This window comes from Oceanisphaera sp. IT1-181 (assembly GCF_033807535.1).
Classification (GTDB): Bacteria; Pseudomonadota; Gammaproteobacteria; order Enterobacterales; family Aeromonadaceae; genus Oceanimonas.
Window position 1 is genome coordinate 2,529,604 of the sequence record NZ_CP136856.1, and the last position, 13,049, is coordinate 2,542,652.

A 13,049-nucleotide genomic window follows, 5' to 3' on the forward strand; every position below is an offset into this window, starting at 1 on the left:
TAACAAGAGAACGCTCATGGATATTCGTAAAATAAAGAAACTGATCGAACTGGTTGAAGAGTCTGGCATTGCCGAATTGGAAATCTCCGAAGGTGAAGAGTCGGTTCGCATCAGCCGTTACGGCAATCCCGGCCAGAATATACAGCCACAATATCAACAGTACCAAGCGGTTCCTGCGGCTCCTGCTCCTATGGCTGCGGCCTTATCTCCTGCTACCGCTGAAGAGCCAGCTGCCCCGGTTGTTAGCGGCCATGTAATGCGCTCTCCTATGGTAGGCACCTTCTACCGCGCGTCTAGCCCAGGTGCAAAAAACTTCTCCGAAGTGGGCCAAACCGTGAACGTGGGCGACACCTTGTGCATCGTTGAAGCCATGAAGATGATGAACCAAATTGAAGCTGACAAAGCCGGTGTGATTAAAGCCATCTTGATTGACAATGGCGAGCCGGTTGAATTTGACGAGCCGCTGTTCATCATCGAATAAAGGAAGTCTCATGCTGGATAAAGTAGTCATCGCCAACCGCGGTGAAATTGCCTTACGGATCCTGCGCGCTTGTAAAGAGCTGGGGATCAAGACGGTAGCCGTGCATTCCACCGCCGACCGTGAACTTAAGCACGTACTGTTAGCAGACGAGTCCATCTGTATTGGTGGCAATCAGTCTAGCCAGTCGTACTTGAACATTCCGTCTATTATTGCTGCTGCCGAAGTCACTGACGCGGTTGCGATTCACCCCGGTTACGGCTTCTTGGCAGAAAACGCCGACTTCGCCGACCAGGTTGAAAAATCAGGCTTCGTATTTATCGGCCCAAAAGGCGACACCATTCGCTTAATGGGCGATAAAGTGTCCGCCATTGCTGCCATGAAAAAAACCGGCGTACCTTGTGTGCCTGGTTCAGACGGCCCAATCAGCGACGATGCCAAGAAGAACGCCGCCATTGCCAAGCGCATTGGTTACCCGGTGATCATCAAGGCCTCTGCCGGTGGTGGTGGTCGCGGTATGCGCGTAGTGCGCAACGAAGCCGAGCTGGAAAGAGCCATTGCCATGACCAAAGCCGAAGCCGGCGCTGCGTTTGGTAGTGACGTGGTGTACATGGAAAAATATCTAGAAAACCCACGCCACATCGAAATCCAGATCTTGGCCGACGGTCAAGGCAAAGCGATTCACTTAGGTGAGCGCGACTGCTCCATGCAACGTCGCCACCAAAAAGTAGTGGAAGAAGGGCCAGCACCCGGCATTACCGAAGAGATGCGTAAGTTTATCGGTGAGCGTTGCTGCCGTGCTTGTGTAGAGATCGGCTATCGCGGTGCCGGTACTTTTGAGTTCTTGTATGAAAACGGCGAGTTCTATTTCATTGAAATGAACACCCGTATTCAGGTTGAGCACCCAATCACTGAAATGATCACCGGTGTGGACTTAATCAAAGAACAGCTACGCATTGCTGCCGGCATGCCGTTGTCGATTACTCAAGAGCAAGTGACCATTCGTGGCCATGCGATTGAGTGTCGTATTAACGCCGAAGATCCCAAGACCTTTATCCCAAGCCCAGGTGAAATCAAGTTGTTTCATTCTCCGGGTGGCTTAGGCGTGCGTTGGGATTCGCATATTTATGCAGGTTACAAAGTACCGCCTTATTACGACTCCATGATTGGCAAGCTTATCTGCTACGGCGAAAACCGCGATATCGCGATCGCCCGCATGACGCACGCCCTGAACGAGCTGGTGATTGAAGGTATTAAAACCAACATTCCCCTGCATCAAGAAATCATGCGTGATGAAAACTTCCGCAACGGCGGCACCAACATTCACTACCTAGAGAAAAAACTAGGCCTGTAATTGTTGCAGCCAACATCTGCGAAAGTGCGAAAGCTAAACGGTGCCTCAGGGCGCCGTTTTTTATGGTTGAATAACAGCGCCGAGCCTAACAAAAATGCCTAAACCTGTAGCCGCCACTTTTGTTAAACAGAGAGTTTCACCGGTTCTGCGCAGCAGAATTGGTTTGAACTTATACCAATCTAAGTAAGAAAATGATCTAAATACAAAACAGTATCTAAGTCTTACCTCTTTTAGCTGCCAACTTGTTCGGCAGTCCTGCGGAGCAGGATAATATGATCAGTTAGTTTTACAGAATGGTATTAAACAAAGACCGAGCCGAAGTCCTCTTCGCCGAAGAGACGGGCTCCTACAAGGGAAAAACCTTTGATGCTCGGTGCTATCTTTTGCTGCATGTTGCAGCTCACGTTTCTCTTATGTCTGGTTACTCATGGGTAGCGCAAATATGTTACTCTTCGCCTCTGCACTGAGGACACTATCCATGAATCATCTTGTGACTATTGCTCGCCGCGAGGCGCTCTTAAGTTTAGGCTTAGCCGTGCTGTATATGCTGGGCTGGTGGCTGAGTGCCTATGCTGTACCGTCCACTATCATGTGGCACGGCTGGCCATTGTGGTTTGTATTGAGCTGCGTATTTAACCCGCTGCTGTTTATTGGCTTATGCGCAATTATGATAAAACGCTATTTTAAAAACCTGCCGCTCGACGCTGCGCTAACGGATGCCGGCACTGAAGATGCTAAAGTCACTGATGCAAAATTAAAAGCCAAGGCCACTGCACCTATCGCCGATGCCGCCTCCATTACTCAAGCCGACGCCACACACGCCGCTGTACCGTTACGCACCCACTTACGCCCTCACTAAAGACTAAACATGAATCTTGCACTGATTGTTCCGTTAATCTGCTATTTACTGGCCATGTTGGGCTTGGGCTTTTACTTAAGCCGTCGTCCCACTGAGGGTAACTTTGTCGAAGATTACTTCTTAGGCAACCGCTCCATGGGCGGCTTTGTGCTGGCCATGACCATGGTGGCGACTTACGCCTCGGCGTCGTCTTTTATTGGCGGCCCCGGTGCGGCGTACAGTTTAGGGCTAGGCTGGGTGTTGCTGGCCATGATCCAAGTGCCCACCGTGTGGTTAACGCTCGGCGTGCTGGGCAAGCAGTTCGCCGTCATAGCGCGGCGCGTCAATGCGCTGACTATTAACGACATGCTCTATGCACGCTATCGCAGCCCCTTGGTGGTAATTTTGGCAGCACTGGGCTTATTGGCGGCTTTTATCGCCACTATGGTGGTGCAATTTATCGGCGGCGCGCGGCTGTTAGAAACCGTGACCGGCCTGCCCTATCAAGGCGGCCTGATTATTTTCGCCACTACGGTCATGCTTTATACCCTGATTGGCGGCTTTAGGGCGGTAGTGGTCACGGATGCGATACAAGGCATCTTAATGCTGATTGGTACTATCGTGCTGCTAGTGGGCGTACTGACTGCAGGCGGCGGCGCCAGTGCCATGTTTAGTGCCTTGGCTGAGATAGATCCGGGCTTGGTATCGCCCCGTGGCCCCGATGACTTTTTAAGTACCAGCTTTATGCTGTCATTTTGGGTGTTGGTCTGTTTTGGCGTGATTGGCCTGCCCCATTCGGCGGTGCGCTGCTTAGCCTATAAAGACAGTAAGGCCATGCACAAAGGCATTATTATTGGCACCTTAGTGGGCGCACTGTTGATGTTTGGTATGCACTTCGCCGGCGCCTTGGGGCGAGTATTAATACCCGAGCTCACCGTGCCCGATAAAGTCATGCCCACTTTAATGCTTACCGTATTACCACCGATAGTGGCGGGCTTATTTTTAGCGGGCCCCATGGCGGCCATTATGTCGACTATCGACTCCCAGTTGATCCAAGCCTCGGCCACTTTGGTGAAAGACTTATATTTGAATTATGTAAGCCGCAAGCCTAACTCTACCCCGCCCTCGCCGACTTTCATTAAACGCGCCAGCCGCTTGGTAACACTGGCCGTGGGCTTAATCGTGTTGCTCGCCGCCCTTAGCCCACCGGACATGATTATTTGGCTGAACTTATTAGCCTTTGGTGCGCTGCAAGCCATCTTCTTCTGGCCATTAGTGTTGGGCTTATATTGGTGGCGCGGCACCGCCACCGGCGCACTGGCCTCCATGCTGGTAGGCGCGCTCAGCTACGGTCTGCTCACCACGCTCGGCATTAAGCTATTCGGCCTGCACGCCATAGTGCCCAGCCTAACGTTGTCTGGACTCGCCTATGTTATCGGCTCATTGCTCAGCCCTGCTCCTTGTGCAGAAGTGCGGGCCTTGTTTGGGAAAAAGGAGCTTGGCAAAAAAAGCGCCGAGCACCAAGCGCCCGGCACCCAGCACGAGACAAATACTTAACAGCCCACAGAACGATGGTGTTTGTGTTTATGCCGTCTTCCTGACGCACGTCAGGATCTCGCTGTTCGCTTTAGACCCTAGGGCGAGATACTGGGGCGAGCCCAGTAAGACGGCTAAGGGCGCAGGACTGTGTTAGTCCTTATGCCGTCTTCCGGTTGCACGTCAGGATCTCGCAGTAAGCTTTGCCTTGGGTTTTGACTTACAGCTTACGGCTTCCAGCTGATTTTATGCTAGAATCCTGCCTTTACCGTTTGATGAAGCCACGCCATGCCTTGGATACAAATTCGCATTAATGCCACCGAAAAAACCGCCGACAAGGTCAGTAACATGCTGCTCGGGCGCGGTGCTCAGGCGGTGACCTATATGGACGCCGAAGATAAACCCGTGTACGAACCGCTGCCCGGTGAAACCCTATTGTGGGATGACACCGTTGTAGTGGGCATGTTTGATGCCGCCACGGATCCGGATCCTATCATTAGCTTCTTAAAGAAATTCTATCGCAAAGATCTCACTTACAAAGTTGAGCAGCTAGAAGATAAAGACTGGGTACGCGAGTGGATGGACAGCTTTCACCCCATGCGCTTTGGCGATCGTTTGTGGATTTGCCCAAGCTGGCGCGATGTGCCAGACCCCACTGCGGTGAACGTGATGCTGGATCCGGGCTTGGCCTTTGGTACCGGTACCCACCCCACTACTGCTTTGTGCTTAGAGTGGTTAGACGGCCAAGATTTAACGGATAAAACCGTGATCGACTTTGGCTGTGGCTCCGGCATTTTAGCGCTGGCGGCATTAAAGCTGGGTGCCAAGCAGGTGATCGGCATAGATATCGACCCGCAAGCGCTGCAAGCCAGCCAAGATAACGCCGAGCGCAATGGCGTGGCGGACCGCTTAACGGTTTATCTGCCCAAAGATCAGCCGGAGAATATGAAAGCCGATATCGTAGTGGCCAATATTTTAGCCGGCCCGCTGAAAGAGCTGTCGCCGTTGATCAGCAGCTTGGTGAAGCCCGGCGGTAAGCTCGCGCTGTCTGGTATTCTTGACCTGCAAGCCGAGGGCTTAAACGAGCTCTATGAGCAGTGGTTTACCATGGACGCACCTGAACTGCGTGAAGAATGGGCCCGCCTCAGCGGACAAAAGCGCTAAGCACACCCGCTAGATAAAGCAGTGACCTCACTGAACACAGAAACATGGGCTCCTTTAAGAGCCCATGTTCTGCTAAGCCAAGGTACGGTTTGGGCAAAATAACTTATAAAAACCTGACCCAAGTGAATCTATAAATGACTAAATTAGCAACTCATGAACTTGCATAAAAAACACACCAGTCATCTTGACTTATTAAAATTTACCAATCGTTCAATTAATGACCTTTTCAGACTCATTAAAAATGCGTAAGATACGCGACCCTGAGCAAAGATAGCTGTTCTCTCATGCAGATTGGTCCTTACAAACTGTCTAGCCCCATTTTGGTGGCTCCTATGGCTGGCGTAACCGACAGACCATTTCGTACTCTGTGCTTGCGCATGGGTGCGGGTATGGCGGTATCAGAAATGATGTCCTCCAACCCTAAGGTATGGCAGACCGAGAAGTCTTTACGGCGTATGGACCATGCAGGAGAAACCGGTATTCGTTCCGTCCAGATTGCCGGGGCAGATCCGATGCTAATGGCTGAGGCCGCCCAGTTCAATGTGGACCAGGGCGCCCAGATCATCGACATCAACATGGGTTGCCCAGCAAAGAAAGTGAATAAAAAAATGGCAGGGTCCGCCCTGTTGCAATACCCGCAGCTCGTGCAAGAAATTGTCACCGCCGTGGTTAACGCAGTTTCCGTTCCCGTTACCCTGAAAATTCGTACAGGTTGGGAGCCTGAACACCGTAATGGCGTGCAAATTGCTCGTATCGCCGAAGATTGCGGTATTCAGGCCCTAGCCGTGCATGGCCGCACTCGTGCCTGCATGTACAAGGGTGAAGCAGAATACGATACCATTAGAGCAATAAAACAAGCCGTCTCTATTCCCATTATTGCTAATGGGGACATCGACAGCCCAGAAAAGGCGCGTTTTGTCTTGGATGACACCGGCGCCGACGCCATCATGATTGGCCGGGCTGCACAGGGACGGCCTTGGATATTTAGAGAAATCCGCCACTATCTGGAACAAGGTACTCTACCCTTGCCGCTGCATAAGGACCTGGAGCGCGCCATGATACGGGAGCACGTTGAAGCACTGCACGCGTTTTACGGTGGAGTGTTAGGCGTACGTATTGCCCGTAAGCATGTGGGTTGGTACCTGAAAGATAGTGATGCGGGCCGTGACTTTCGCAGTGATTTCAATGCCCTTGATGAGGCCGAGCAACAGCTCGACTCACTGGCGCATTATTTCGCGAATATAGCTTAACGAACAAAAGAAGAGCCGACTAAATATGTTCGAACAAACTACGACTTCTGATGCACTGGTTACTACCATTAAATCTCCAACTTCTGAGCAGCCTACCCAGCGCCCGTTGCGCAACTCGGTAGACCAAGCGCTGCGTAATTATCTGTCCCAGCTGAATGGTCAGGAAGTAACTGAGTTGTATGAGTTGGTCCTCGCCGAAGTCGAAGCCCCGATGCTGGACGTGATCATGCAATACACTCGCGGTAACCAAACCCGCGCTGCCAATATGATGGGCATCAACCGCGGCACTTTGCGCAAGAAGCTCAAAAAATACGGCATGAACTAAGAGTTTTTAGTTAACGTGTTGAATACAAAAGCGTTATCTCGCAAGAGGTAGCGCTTTTTTTGCTTTTGAACCCACAATTGAACCCACACTTGGCAAAGCACTCAGCTGCAAATTTCTTGTGAAGGCCAAGACTAGATTTTTCATTGCCGCCTAGTAACCCCCTCATTTTAATAGCAGATCGCATCATGTTAGCCGCACAATCTAAATATGCACTAACCCCCGGAATCAGCTGAGGCCGCATTGTGCCTAGGGATAGGGCATTTTCTAGGTTACGCAGTACCGCAGTAGAGTTTCGTCATTTCTTGCTACTATTGCTCTCAAGCTGAGGTGTGGCGCGGTTCATATAAGGGTAATTGGGTTAGGATGCTAGCTGTGCGAGCGCATCATAGGTGCGTTGCCCGGCAAAGCGCCGACTTAAGTAGCCATAACTTATTGTTTTTTAAGCTAATGATTAGGTGGAGTAATGAGCGATGCGGGATTTAGAACAGTTAAAGCCTCACAGGTGATCCTTAAAGAGTTGATGGTGCCGTCTTATGCCAACTTTGGTGGCAAGGTACACGGAGGCGTAATTTTGAGCCTAATGGATAAAATTGCCTATACCTGTGCTGCTTCCCATTGCAAAGGCTATAGTGTGACGGCCTCAGTGGACTCGGTTGACTTTATGAACCCAGTAGAAGTAGGCGACTTACTGACGTTGTACGCCTCCGTCAACTACGTAGGCAGCAGCTCGATGGAAGTGGGCATTAAAGTCGAATTAGAAAACTTTCGTGAAGGCACAGTAAAGCATACCAATACCTCCTATTTCACTATGGTTGCCTTGAGTGAAGAAACCCGTAAGCCGGTTAAGGTTGCCGGGTTGTTATTGGAAGATGAGGATGAAATTCGCCGTTTTGTGATGGGTAAGTTACGTAAAAGATTACGTCGCGCCCACCAACAAGAGATTGACGATATTGGCGCAGCACTCAAGATTAGCCAAGCCATGGTCGAGCTGGAAGGCGAAAATTGCCGCTATCCGGGAGTGAGGCATTTACCGTTATGAGCCGCTATGAGCAGCTGGCACTGCAGCTTCAGGAGCAGATCAGCAGCGGTGTTTGGCAGGAAGGCGACAAGCTGCCCTCGCTGCGTGAAACGGTACGCCGTTCTGGGCTGAGCCTAATGACGGTGTTCAACGCCTATCAGTTACTTGAAAGCCAAGGTTGGGTGCGCTCTCGGCCCCAATCTGGCTATTTTGTCGCGCCCGTTTTGCAGGCGCCTCGTTACTCATCACCACTTCAGCCGGCAGAAACGGTCGATATCAACGCTTTTATCTTCAACGTACTGCAGGCGGGCAATAATCCCGATTGTGTGGCGCTAGGCTCTGCCTTTCCTGATCCCTCGCTGTTTCCACAACATCAACTGTCTCGCTCCCTGATCCGAGTGGCTCGCCAGTTGTCATCTGCCAATACTGACATCAGTCTGCCGCCAGGCTGTGCCGATTTGCGCCGCAGTATTGCCCAGCGTTATGCCGCTAAGGGCATGGAGATTTCGCCTGATGAAATCGTGATCACCTCTGGCGCATTGGAGGCGCTCAATCTTAGTCTGCAAGCGCTAACCCAGCCCGGTGACTGGGTAGTAGTGGAGTCACCGGCTTTTTACGGTGCGCTGCAGGCGATAGAGCGCCACCATCTAAAAACAGTGGCGGTGGCGACGGATCCACAGCGCGGCATGGACTTAGATGCGCTGGCTCAAGCATTACAGCAATATCCCATCAAGGCCTGCTGGCTGATGAGTCATTGCCAGAACCCGTTGGGCGCCAGCATGTCGACGGCGCACAAACAGCAACTGCTGGCTCTGTTGACCGAGCACGGCGTGAGCCTGATTGAAGACGATGTCTATGGTGAGCTGTATGCCGGTTTAGTGACGCCGTTGCCTGTCAAGGCGTGGGACAATACAGGCCAAGTACTGCACTGTGGTTCTTTTTCCAAGACACTGGCCACCGGCTTTCGTATCGGTTGGGTAGCGGCGGGACAACAAGCGCAGGCTATTCAACGGCTGCAGTTGATGAGCACCTTGTCGACCAGTGCGCCCATGCAATTGGCGCTGGCTGATTATCTGTCTGCGCATCATTACGACAAGCATCTGCATACTCTGCGCCGGACCCTAGAGCAGCGCAAACATATTTTTTATCGGGCCATCAAGCGGGAATTTCCTGATGCGGTGCGGGTGCATTATGCCGAAGGCAGCTATTTTTTGTGGTTGGAGCTGCCGACAGACTGCTGCGCGACCGAGCTGTATTGGCGGGCGCTGAAGGCGGGTATCACTATCGCGCCTGGGCGCATGTTTGCCGCAGGCGAGCAATATCGGCACTGTTTTCGGCTCAATGTCTCACTGCCTTGGAATACCGGTAGTGAGGCTGCCATTAAACAGTTGGCGGCGCTGATTGACGGTCAACTAGCGCTAGTTTGAGCAATCAAGCTTGAGTATTCAGAGGGCCGTACTGTTATAGTTTCTGGCTCATTTAATAGCACTGTTATAGTTTATTTACTCACAACTGTTTATGTTGCGCTCAGGCCAGCCATGGTCTACTGCGCGGATGGTCGCAGCGAGTGCCGTTCGGTACTGGCTGACTTTTCTCATAACAAACAGTGTGAGCCTTATGGAAAAATATTCTTCCCAAATTGACGTTAACGTCTGTATCGAGCCCAGACCCATAGATCAGGGCCATGTTTACGTGCGCGCACAACAGGGGCGCTGGCAGCGGCTGCGTCGGGTCATGGGTGGAATGTTGATGCTGTGTTTTCTGCTGGGACCTTGGCTGCGCTGGAACGGCCAACAGGCCTTGCTGCTGGATCTGGCACAGCAACGTTTTCATCTGTTCGGCATCACTATCTGGCCTCAGGATCTGACTTTGCTCGCCTTAGTGTTGATGGTGGCAGCTTGCGGCCTATTTTTTATTACCGTATTTTTGGGACGAGTGTGGTGCGGTTATCTCTGCCCGCAGACAGTGTGGACTTTCTGGTTCATCTGGGTAGAAGAAAGATTAGAGGGTAGTGCTAATAAGCGTCGTCAATTGCACAAGGCGCCTTGGAGCTTGAATAAGTTGTGGCGCACTGGCGGCAAACACCTGATCTGGCTGCTGATCTCCTTGTTGAGTGGTTTTACTTTCGTCGCCTATTTTGTACCTGCTGCCGCGTTGGCCACCGATTTAGTACAGTTTTCTGCCGGCCTGCTGTCGAGCTTCTGGGTGGTGTTTTTTGCGCTTTGTACCTATCTCAACGCGGGTTGGATGCGGGCCATAATGTGTACTCATATGTGCCCTTACTCTCGCTTTCAGTCGGCGATGTTCGATAAAGACACCTATAGCGCGAGTTATGATGCCAAGCGCGGAGAGCGTCGTGGTCCACGTGCGCGTAACACAGATGCCGCAGCACTGGGACTCGGCGACTGTATAGACTGCAATTTGTGTGTACAAGTGTGCCCCACCGGCATCGATATTCGAGACGGTCTGCAGTATGAATGCATCAACTGCGGGGCTTGCGCCGATGCCTGTGATCAGACCATGAGTCAGATGGGCAGCGCCACTGGGCTGATCCGTTATGCCAGCGAGCGCCAGCTAGAGGGCGGCAAGACCCGGTTGTTGCGGCCCAAGTTGGTCGGCTATGGCATTATGTTGCTGCTGATGTTGGTGGTACTGGTGTATGCCGCCGCCAGCCGAGTGCCAATGGCGCTGGACGTGCAACGGGATCGTAATCAACTGTTCCGAGAAACCACAGCAGGTTGGGTGGAAAACACCTATTTGCTTAAGTTGCCGAATCGCAGTCAGCAGCCACAAGATTATCGGGTACGCGTAACCGGAATGGATGCCTTACGCTGGACGGGACCAGAGGAGGTGTCGGTCCCGGCCGGTGAAATCGTTAATCTGTCTATTAGTTTGACGGCGGATCCTTATCAGTTGCAGAATAGCATACAGGCGATTACGTTTGTGGCCGGTAATGACCAGCTGCAAGTACAGACTAATAGCCAATTTTTCAGCCCAAGCCGCTAGCAGAATTGGCCTACTATGGAAGCTGGCCTTGAGTATTAAAACCATCTGAGTATTGAAACCAAGAGGGGCCTGACGCTCGAATATCGAGAGTCAGGCCCCATTTTTCTTATCGGCCATATTATTAAGCGGAGAGTGCCAATATGATCCACCGTGTTATAAAGGCTAAAATCTAGCCGCACTTTGACGAGCAAAAGAAACCCTGCCTAGAGCTGTTCAAATTATGAACGTTGATGCATCACCCTGATCGTGGGTAATCAGACCTAACCAAATACGACAGACAATTTTTGAGTTAGCAATTGCAGCCCTTTGCCTTTGTGACTGATTTTCCAAGCCAGATAATGTTCGAAAATAGGACATTCATTTAACGCCAGCTCGACAAGCTCGCCATTATTGAGTTGGTTTTGAATACGCTGTCGCGGCAGGTGCCCTACGCCTATGCCTGCCATTATCGCCTCCACTTTCTGATCGATGTTTTGCACGTAAAAATGTTTACCGTCACTGCTTAAACCCGCGTTTCGGGTAATATCAACGAGGGAGGTATCGTGTGTAATAACCCTTCGAACCTCCGGCAGACAACCTTGTAACGCATCGGGGTTCGTCGCTATGCTTGCAAGTTCATGACCAGACGCAACAACCGGCACCAGATCGGGACGCGCCAATAGCAGTGTACGGTAACCTTTTTGCAGTGGCACGGGTCCGGGTGATCCGATGATCAAATCTACCCGGTCTTGCTCAAGCGCTTCCCACCCGCCGTTCAGCACTGACTCACACACATCGATTTCAACCGTGGGATGTGCCTTGAGAAATTCGCCAAGCACGCCAAAAAAGGCAGGGTAGGACTGCAGTGACTCTACGGCGATGCGAATACGAGGCTCCCAACCCGTGGCCACTTCCTTTGCCTTATTTGCCAGTCGCGCTGTGGTGTGAAGTATTTCTCTCCCTTCGACCAATATCAGTCGCCCAGCTGACGTTAACACCGAACGGCGCCCCTGACGCTGAAACAGAGCAATATCAAGCTGCTCTTCCAATTTTTGCACCGCATAGGACACGGCTGAGGTGGCTTTGTTCAGCTCTTCTGCGGCTTTCGCGAAACTTCCCCGTCGCTCGATGGCATCCAGTGTTTCTAGCACCTCTATTGTTATTGGGTTTTTTGCCATTATTCCTCCAAAAAGAATGTTCTGATATTTAGAACATTCTGAACAGATATTAACTCTTATTGCGCTTTCCTCAATCCTTATAATGGATCCATCATTTAAACAAACCGACAGTTTCCGTTTTGGAGAAATAACATGAAAGCACTCATTAGCACGTTAACCGCTACCGCTGCAGGTGTGGATACCCTGCCCCTTCGCCTCGGAGCCGGCGTGATATTTACCGCCCACGGAGGCCAAAAATTATTTGGCTGGTTTGGTGGCTATGGCTTGGAAGGCACAGCAGGTTGGATGACGTCTATTGGCCTCGAGCCTGGGGTGCTTATGGCAGCCATGGCCGGTGGTGCCGAATTTTTTGGTGGCTTGTTGCTGATTGCGGGCTTAATGACTCGCCCGGCAGCGTTAATGCTGGCCATCACCATGCTCGTCGCCATCGCCACGGTTCATCTGTCAAATGGGCTGTTTATGTCAAATAACGGTTACGAATTCGGCCTCGCCTTGCTGGTGATCAGTATTGGTCTGGTATTCAGGGGCGCTGGCAGCCTCAGTGTGGATCGTTTACTGCACACGCGACTGGATCAGTAAATACACCTTTATCAATCAGCATGACGGAGTCATCACATGACGGTATTACATATCAATAGCAGTGCACGATTAAGCAACTCCAACACGCGTATCATCGGGCAATATCTTGTGGACGCGTTAGCGGAGCCGACCCTTAGCCGGGACTTGGCACAACACCCCTTGCCGACCATTAATGCCGAGGATCTCATGGCGGTTCACAGTTCATTGCGAGCGCAGCGCGGCAATCCATTCTGCACGCCTGCACAGGGCACCAAACATAGATTGCCGCGTCGTTATACTCCTCGCAATGACCAAGGTTAGGGTTTGGCTGTGGCCTTTTGTAGGTCGAATTTATTCGACCGCCT

Annotated in this window: 13 protein-coding genes; 12 read left to right on the top strand and 1 reads right to left on the bottom strand. The window is 51.6% G+C overall.

What is annotated here, in order from left to right:
* The first annotated feature begins 16 nt into the window (after nt 1–16).
* The 10 genes from accB to ccoG all read left to right on the top strand — a co-directional run bounded on the left by accB (nt 17) and on the right by ccoG (nt 10,969).
* The gene (gene accB, locus R0134_RS11280) at nt 17–481 is read left to right on the top strand and encodes an acetyl-CoA carboxylase biotin carboxyl carrier protein (RefSeq protein ID WP_319782026.1); all 465 of its coding nucleotides are present in this window, start codon (nt 17–19) and stop codon (nt 479–481) included.
* Nucleotides 482–491: 10 nt separating this feature from the next.
* Nucleotides 492–1,832: an acetyl-CoA carboxylase biotin carboxylase subunit gene (gene accC / locus R0134_RS11285; RefSeq protein ID WP_319782027.1), complete on the top strand. Its 1,341-nt coding sequence runs from the start codon at nt 492–494 to the stop codon at nt 1,830–1,832.
* A 478-nt stretch (nt 1,833–2,310) separates the two neighbouring features.
* Nucleotides 2,311–2,691, top strand: a complete 381-nt coding sequence (locus R0134_RS11290) for a YhdT family protein (protein WP_319782028.1) — start codon at nt 2,311–2,313, stop codon at nt 2,689–2,691.
* A 9-nt stretch (nt 2,692–2,700) separates the two neighbouring features.
* The gene (gene panF, locus R0134_RS11295; RefSeq protein WP_319782029.1) at nt 2,701–4,227 is read left to right on the top strand and encodes a sodium/pantothenate symporter; all 1,527 of its coding nucleotides are present in this window, start codon (nt 2,701–2,703) and stop codon (nt 4,225–4,227) included.
* 267 nt (nt 4,228–4,494) lie between these two features.
* The gene (gene prmA / locus R0134_RS11300) at nt 4,495–5,370 is read left to right on the top strand and encodes a 50S ribosomal protein L11 methyltransferase (RefSeq protein ID WP_319782030.1); all 876 of its coding nucleotides are present in this window, start codon (nt 4,495–4,497) and stop codon (nt 5,368–5,370) included.
* Nucleotides 5,371–5,654: 284 nt separating this feature from the next.
* On the top strand, nt 5,655–6,620 hold the full coding sequence (dusB, locus tag R0134_RS11305; protein ID WP_319782031.1) for a tRNA dihydrouridine synthase DusB: 966 nt from the start codon (nt 5,655–5,657) through the stop codon (nt 6,618–6,620).
* Nucleotides 6,621–6,645: 25 nt separating this feature from the next.
* Entirely contained in the window at nt 6,646–6,945 is a 300-nt protein-coding gene (gene fis / locus R0134_RS11310) for a DNA-binding transcriptional regulator Fis (protein ID WP_086963763.1), read from the top strand.
* A gap of 463 nt (nt 6,946–7,408) precedes the next feature.
* Entirely contained in the window at nt 7,409–7,984 is a 576-nt protein-coding gene (locus R0134_RS11315) for an acyl-CoA thioesterase (protein ID WP_319782033.1), read from the top strand.
* Nucleotides 7,981–9,390 (top strand): PLP-dependent aminotransferase family protein, encoded by a 1,410-nt coding sequence (locus R0134_RS11320; RefSeq protein ID WP_319782034.1) that lies wholly within the window; start codon nt 7,981–7,983, stop codon nt 9,388–9,390. Before R0134_RS11315 ends, R0134_RS11320 begins: the two co-directional genes overlap by 4 nt.
* Nucleotides 9,391–9,580: 190 nt before the next feature.
* Nucleotides 9,581–10,969, top strand: a complete 1,389-nt coding sequence (gene ccoG / locus R0134_RS11325; protein ID WP_319782035.1) for a cytochrome c oxidase accessory protein CcoG — start codon at nt 9,581–9,583, stop codon at nt 10,967–10,969.
* A gap of 260 nt (nt 10,970–11,229) precedes the next feature.
* Here ccoG and R0134_RS11330 read toward each other — a convergent pair whose 3' ends face one another.
* Nucleotides 11,230–12,126 carry a LysR family transcriptional regulator gene (locus R0134_RS11330; protein ID WP_319782036.1) on the bottom strand — a complete coding sequence of 299 codons (897 nt, stop codon included), beginning with the start codon at nt 12,124–12,126 and terminating at the stop codon, nt 11,230–11,232.
* Nucleotides 12,127–12,258: 132 nt separating this feature from the next.
* Between R0134_RS11330 and R0134_RS11335 the strand changes: the two genes are divergently transcribed.
* Both R0134_RS11335 and R0134_RS11340 read left to right on the top strand, forming a co-directional pair.
* Entirely contained in the window at nt 12,259–12,705 is a 447-nt protein-coding gene (locus tag R0134_RS11335; RefSeq protein ID WP_319782037.1) for a DoxX family protein, read from the top strand.
* A gap of 36 nt (nt 12,706–12,741) precedes the next feature.
* Nucleotides 12,742–13,005 carry a hypothetical protein gene (locus R0134_RS11340; protein ID WP_319782038.1) on the top strand — a complete coding sequence of 88 codons (264 nt, stop codon included), beginning with the start codon at nt 12,742–12,744 and terminating at the stop codon, nt 13,003–13,005.
* Nucleotides 13,006–13,049 lie beyond the last annotated feature (44 nt).

Excerpts from the sequence above, each read along its gene's own strand:
- accB (WP_319782026.1), top strand. The coding sequence starts at position 17 with ATGGATATTCGTAAAATAAAGAAACTGATCGAACTGGTTGAAGAGTCT.
- accC (WP_319782027.1), top strand. The coding sequence starts at position 492 with ATGCTGGATAAAGTAGTCATCGCCAACCGCGGTGAAATTGCCTTACGG.
- R0134_RS11290 (WP_319782028.1), top strand. The coding sequence starts at position 2,311 with ATGAATCATCTTGTGACTATTGCTCGCCGCGAGGCGCTCTTAAGTTTA.
- panF (WP_319782029.1), top strand. The coding sequence starts at position 2,701 with ATGAATCTTGCACTGATTGTTCCGTTAATCTGCTATTTACTGGCCATG.
- prmA (WP_319782030.1), top strand. The coding sequence starts at position 4,495 with ATGCCTTGGATACAAATTCGCATTAATGCCACCGAAAAAACCGCCGAC.
- dusB (WP_319782031.1), top strand. The coding sequence starts at position 5,655 with ATGCAGATTGGTCCTTACAAACTGTCTAGCCCCATTTTGGTGGCTCCT.
- fis (WP_086963763.1), top strand. The coding sequence starts at position 6,646 with ATGTTCGAACAAACTACGACTTCTGATGCACTGGTTACTACCATTAAA.
- R0134_RS11315 (WP_319782033.1), top strand. The coding sequence starts at position 7,409 with ATGAGCGATGCGGGATTTAGAACAGTTAAAGCCTCACAGGTGATCCTT.
- R0134_RS11320 (WP_319782034.1), top strand. The coding sequence starts at position 7,981 with ATGAGCCGCTATGAGCAGCTGGCACTGCAGCTTCAGGAGCAGATCAGC.
- ccoG (WP_319782035.1), top strand. The coding sequence starts at position 9,581 with ATGGAAAAATATTCTTCCCAAATTGACGTTAACGTCTGTATCGAGCCC.
- R0134_RS11330 (WP_319782036.1), bottom strand. The coding sequence starts at position 12,126 with ATGGCAAAAAACCCAATAACAATAGAGGTGCTAGAAACACTGGATGCC.
- R0134_RS11335 (WP_319782037.1), top strand. The coding sequence starts at position 12,259 with ATGAAAGCACTCATTAGCACGTTAACCGCTACCGCTGCAGGTGTGGAT.
- R0134_RS11340 (WP_319782038.1), top strand. The coding sequence starts at position 12,742 with ATGACGGTATTACATATCAATAGCAGTGCACGATTAAGCAACTCCAAC.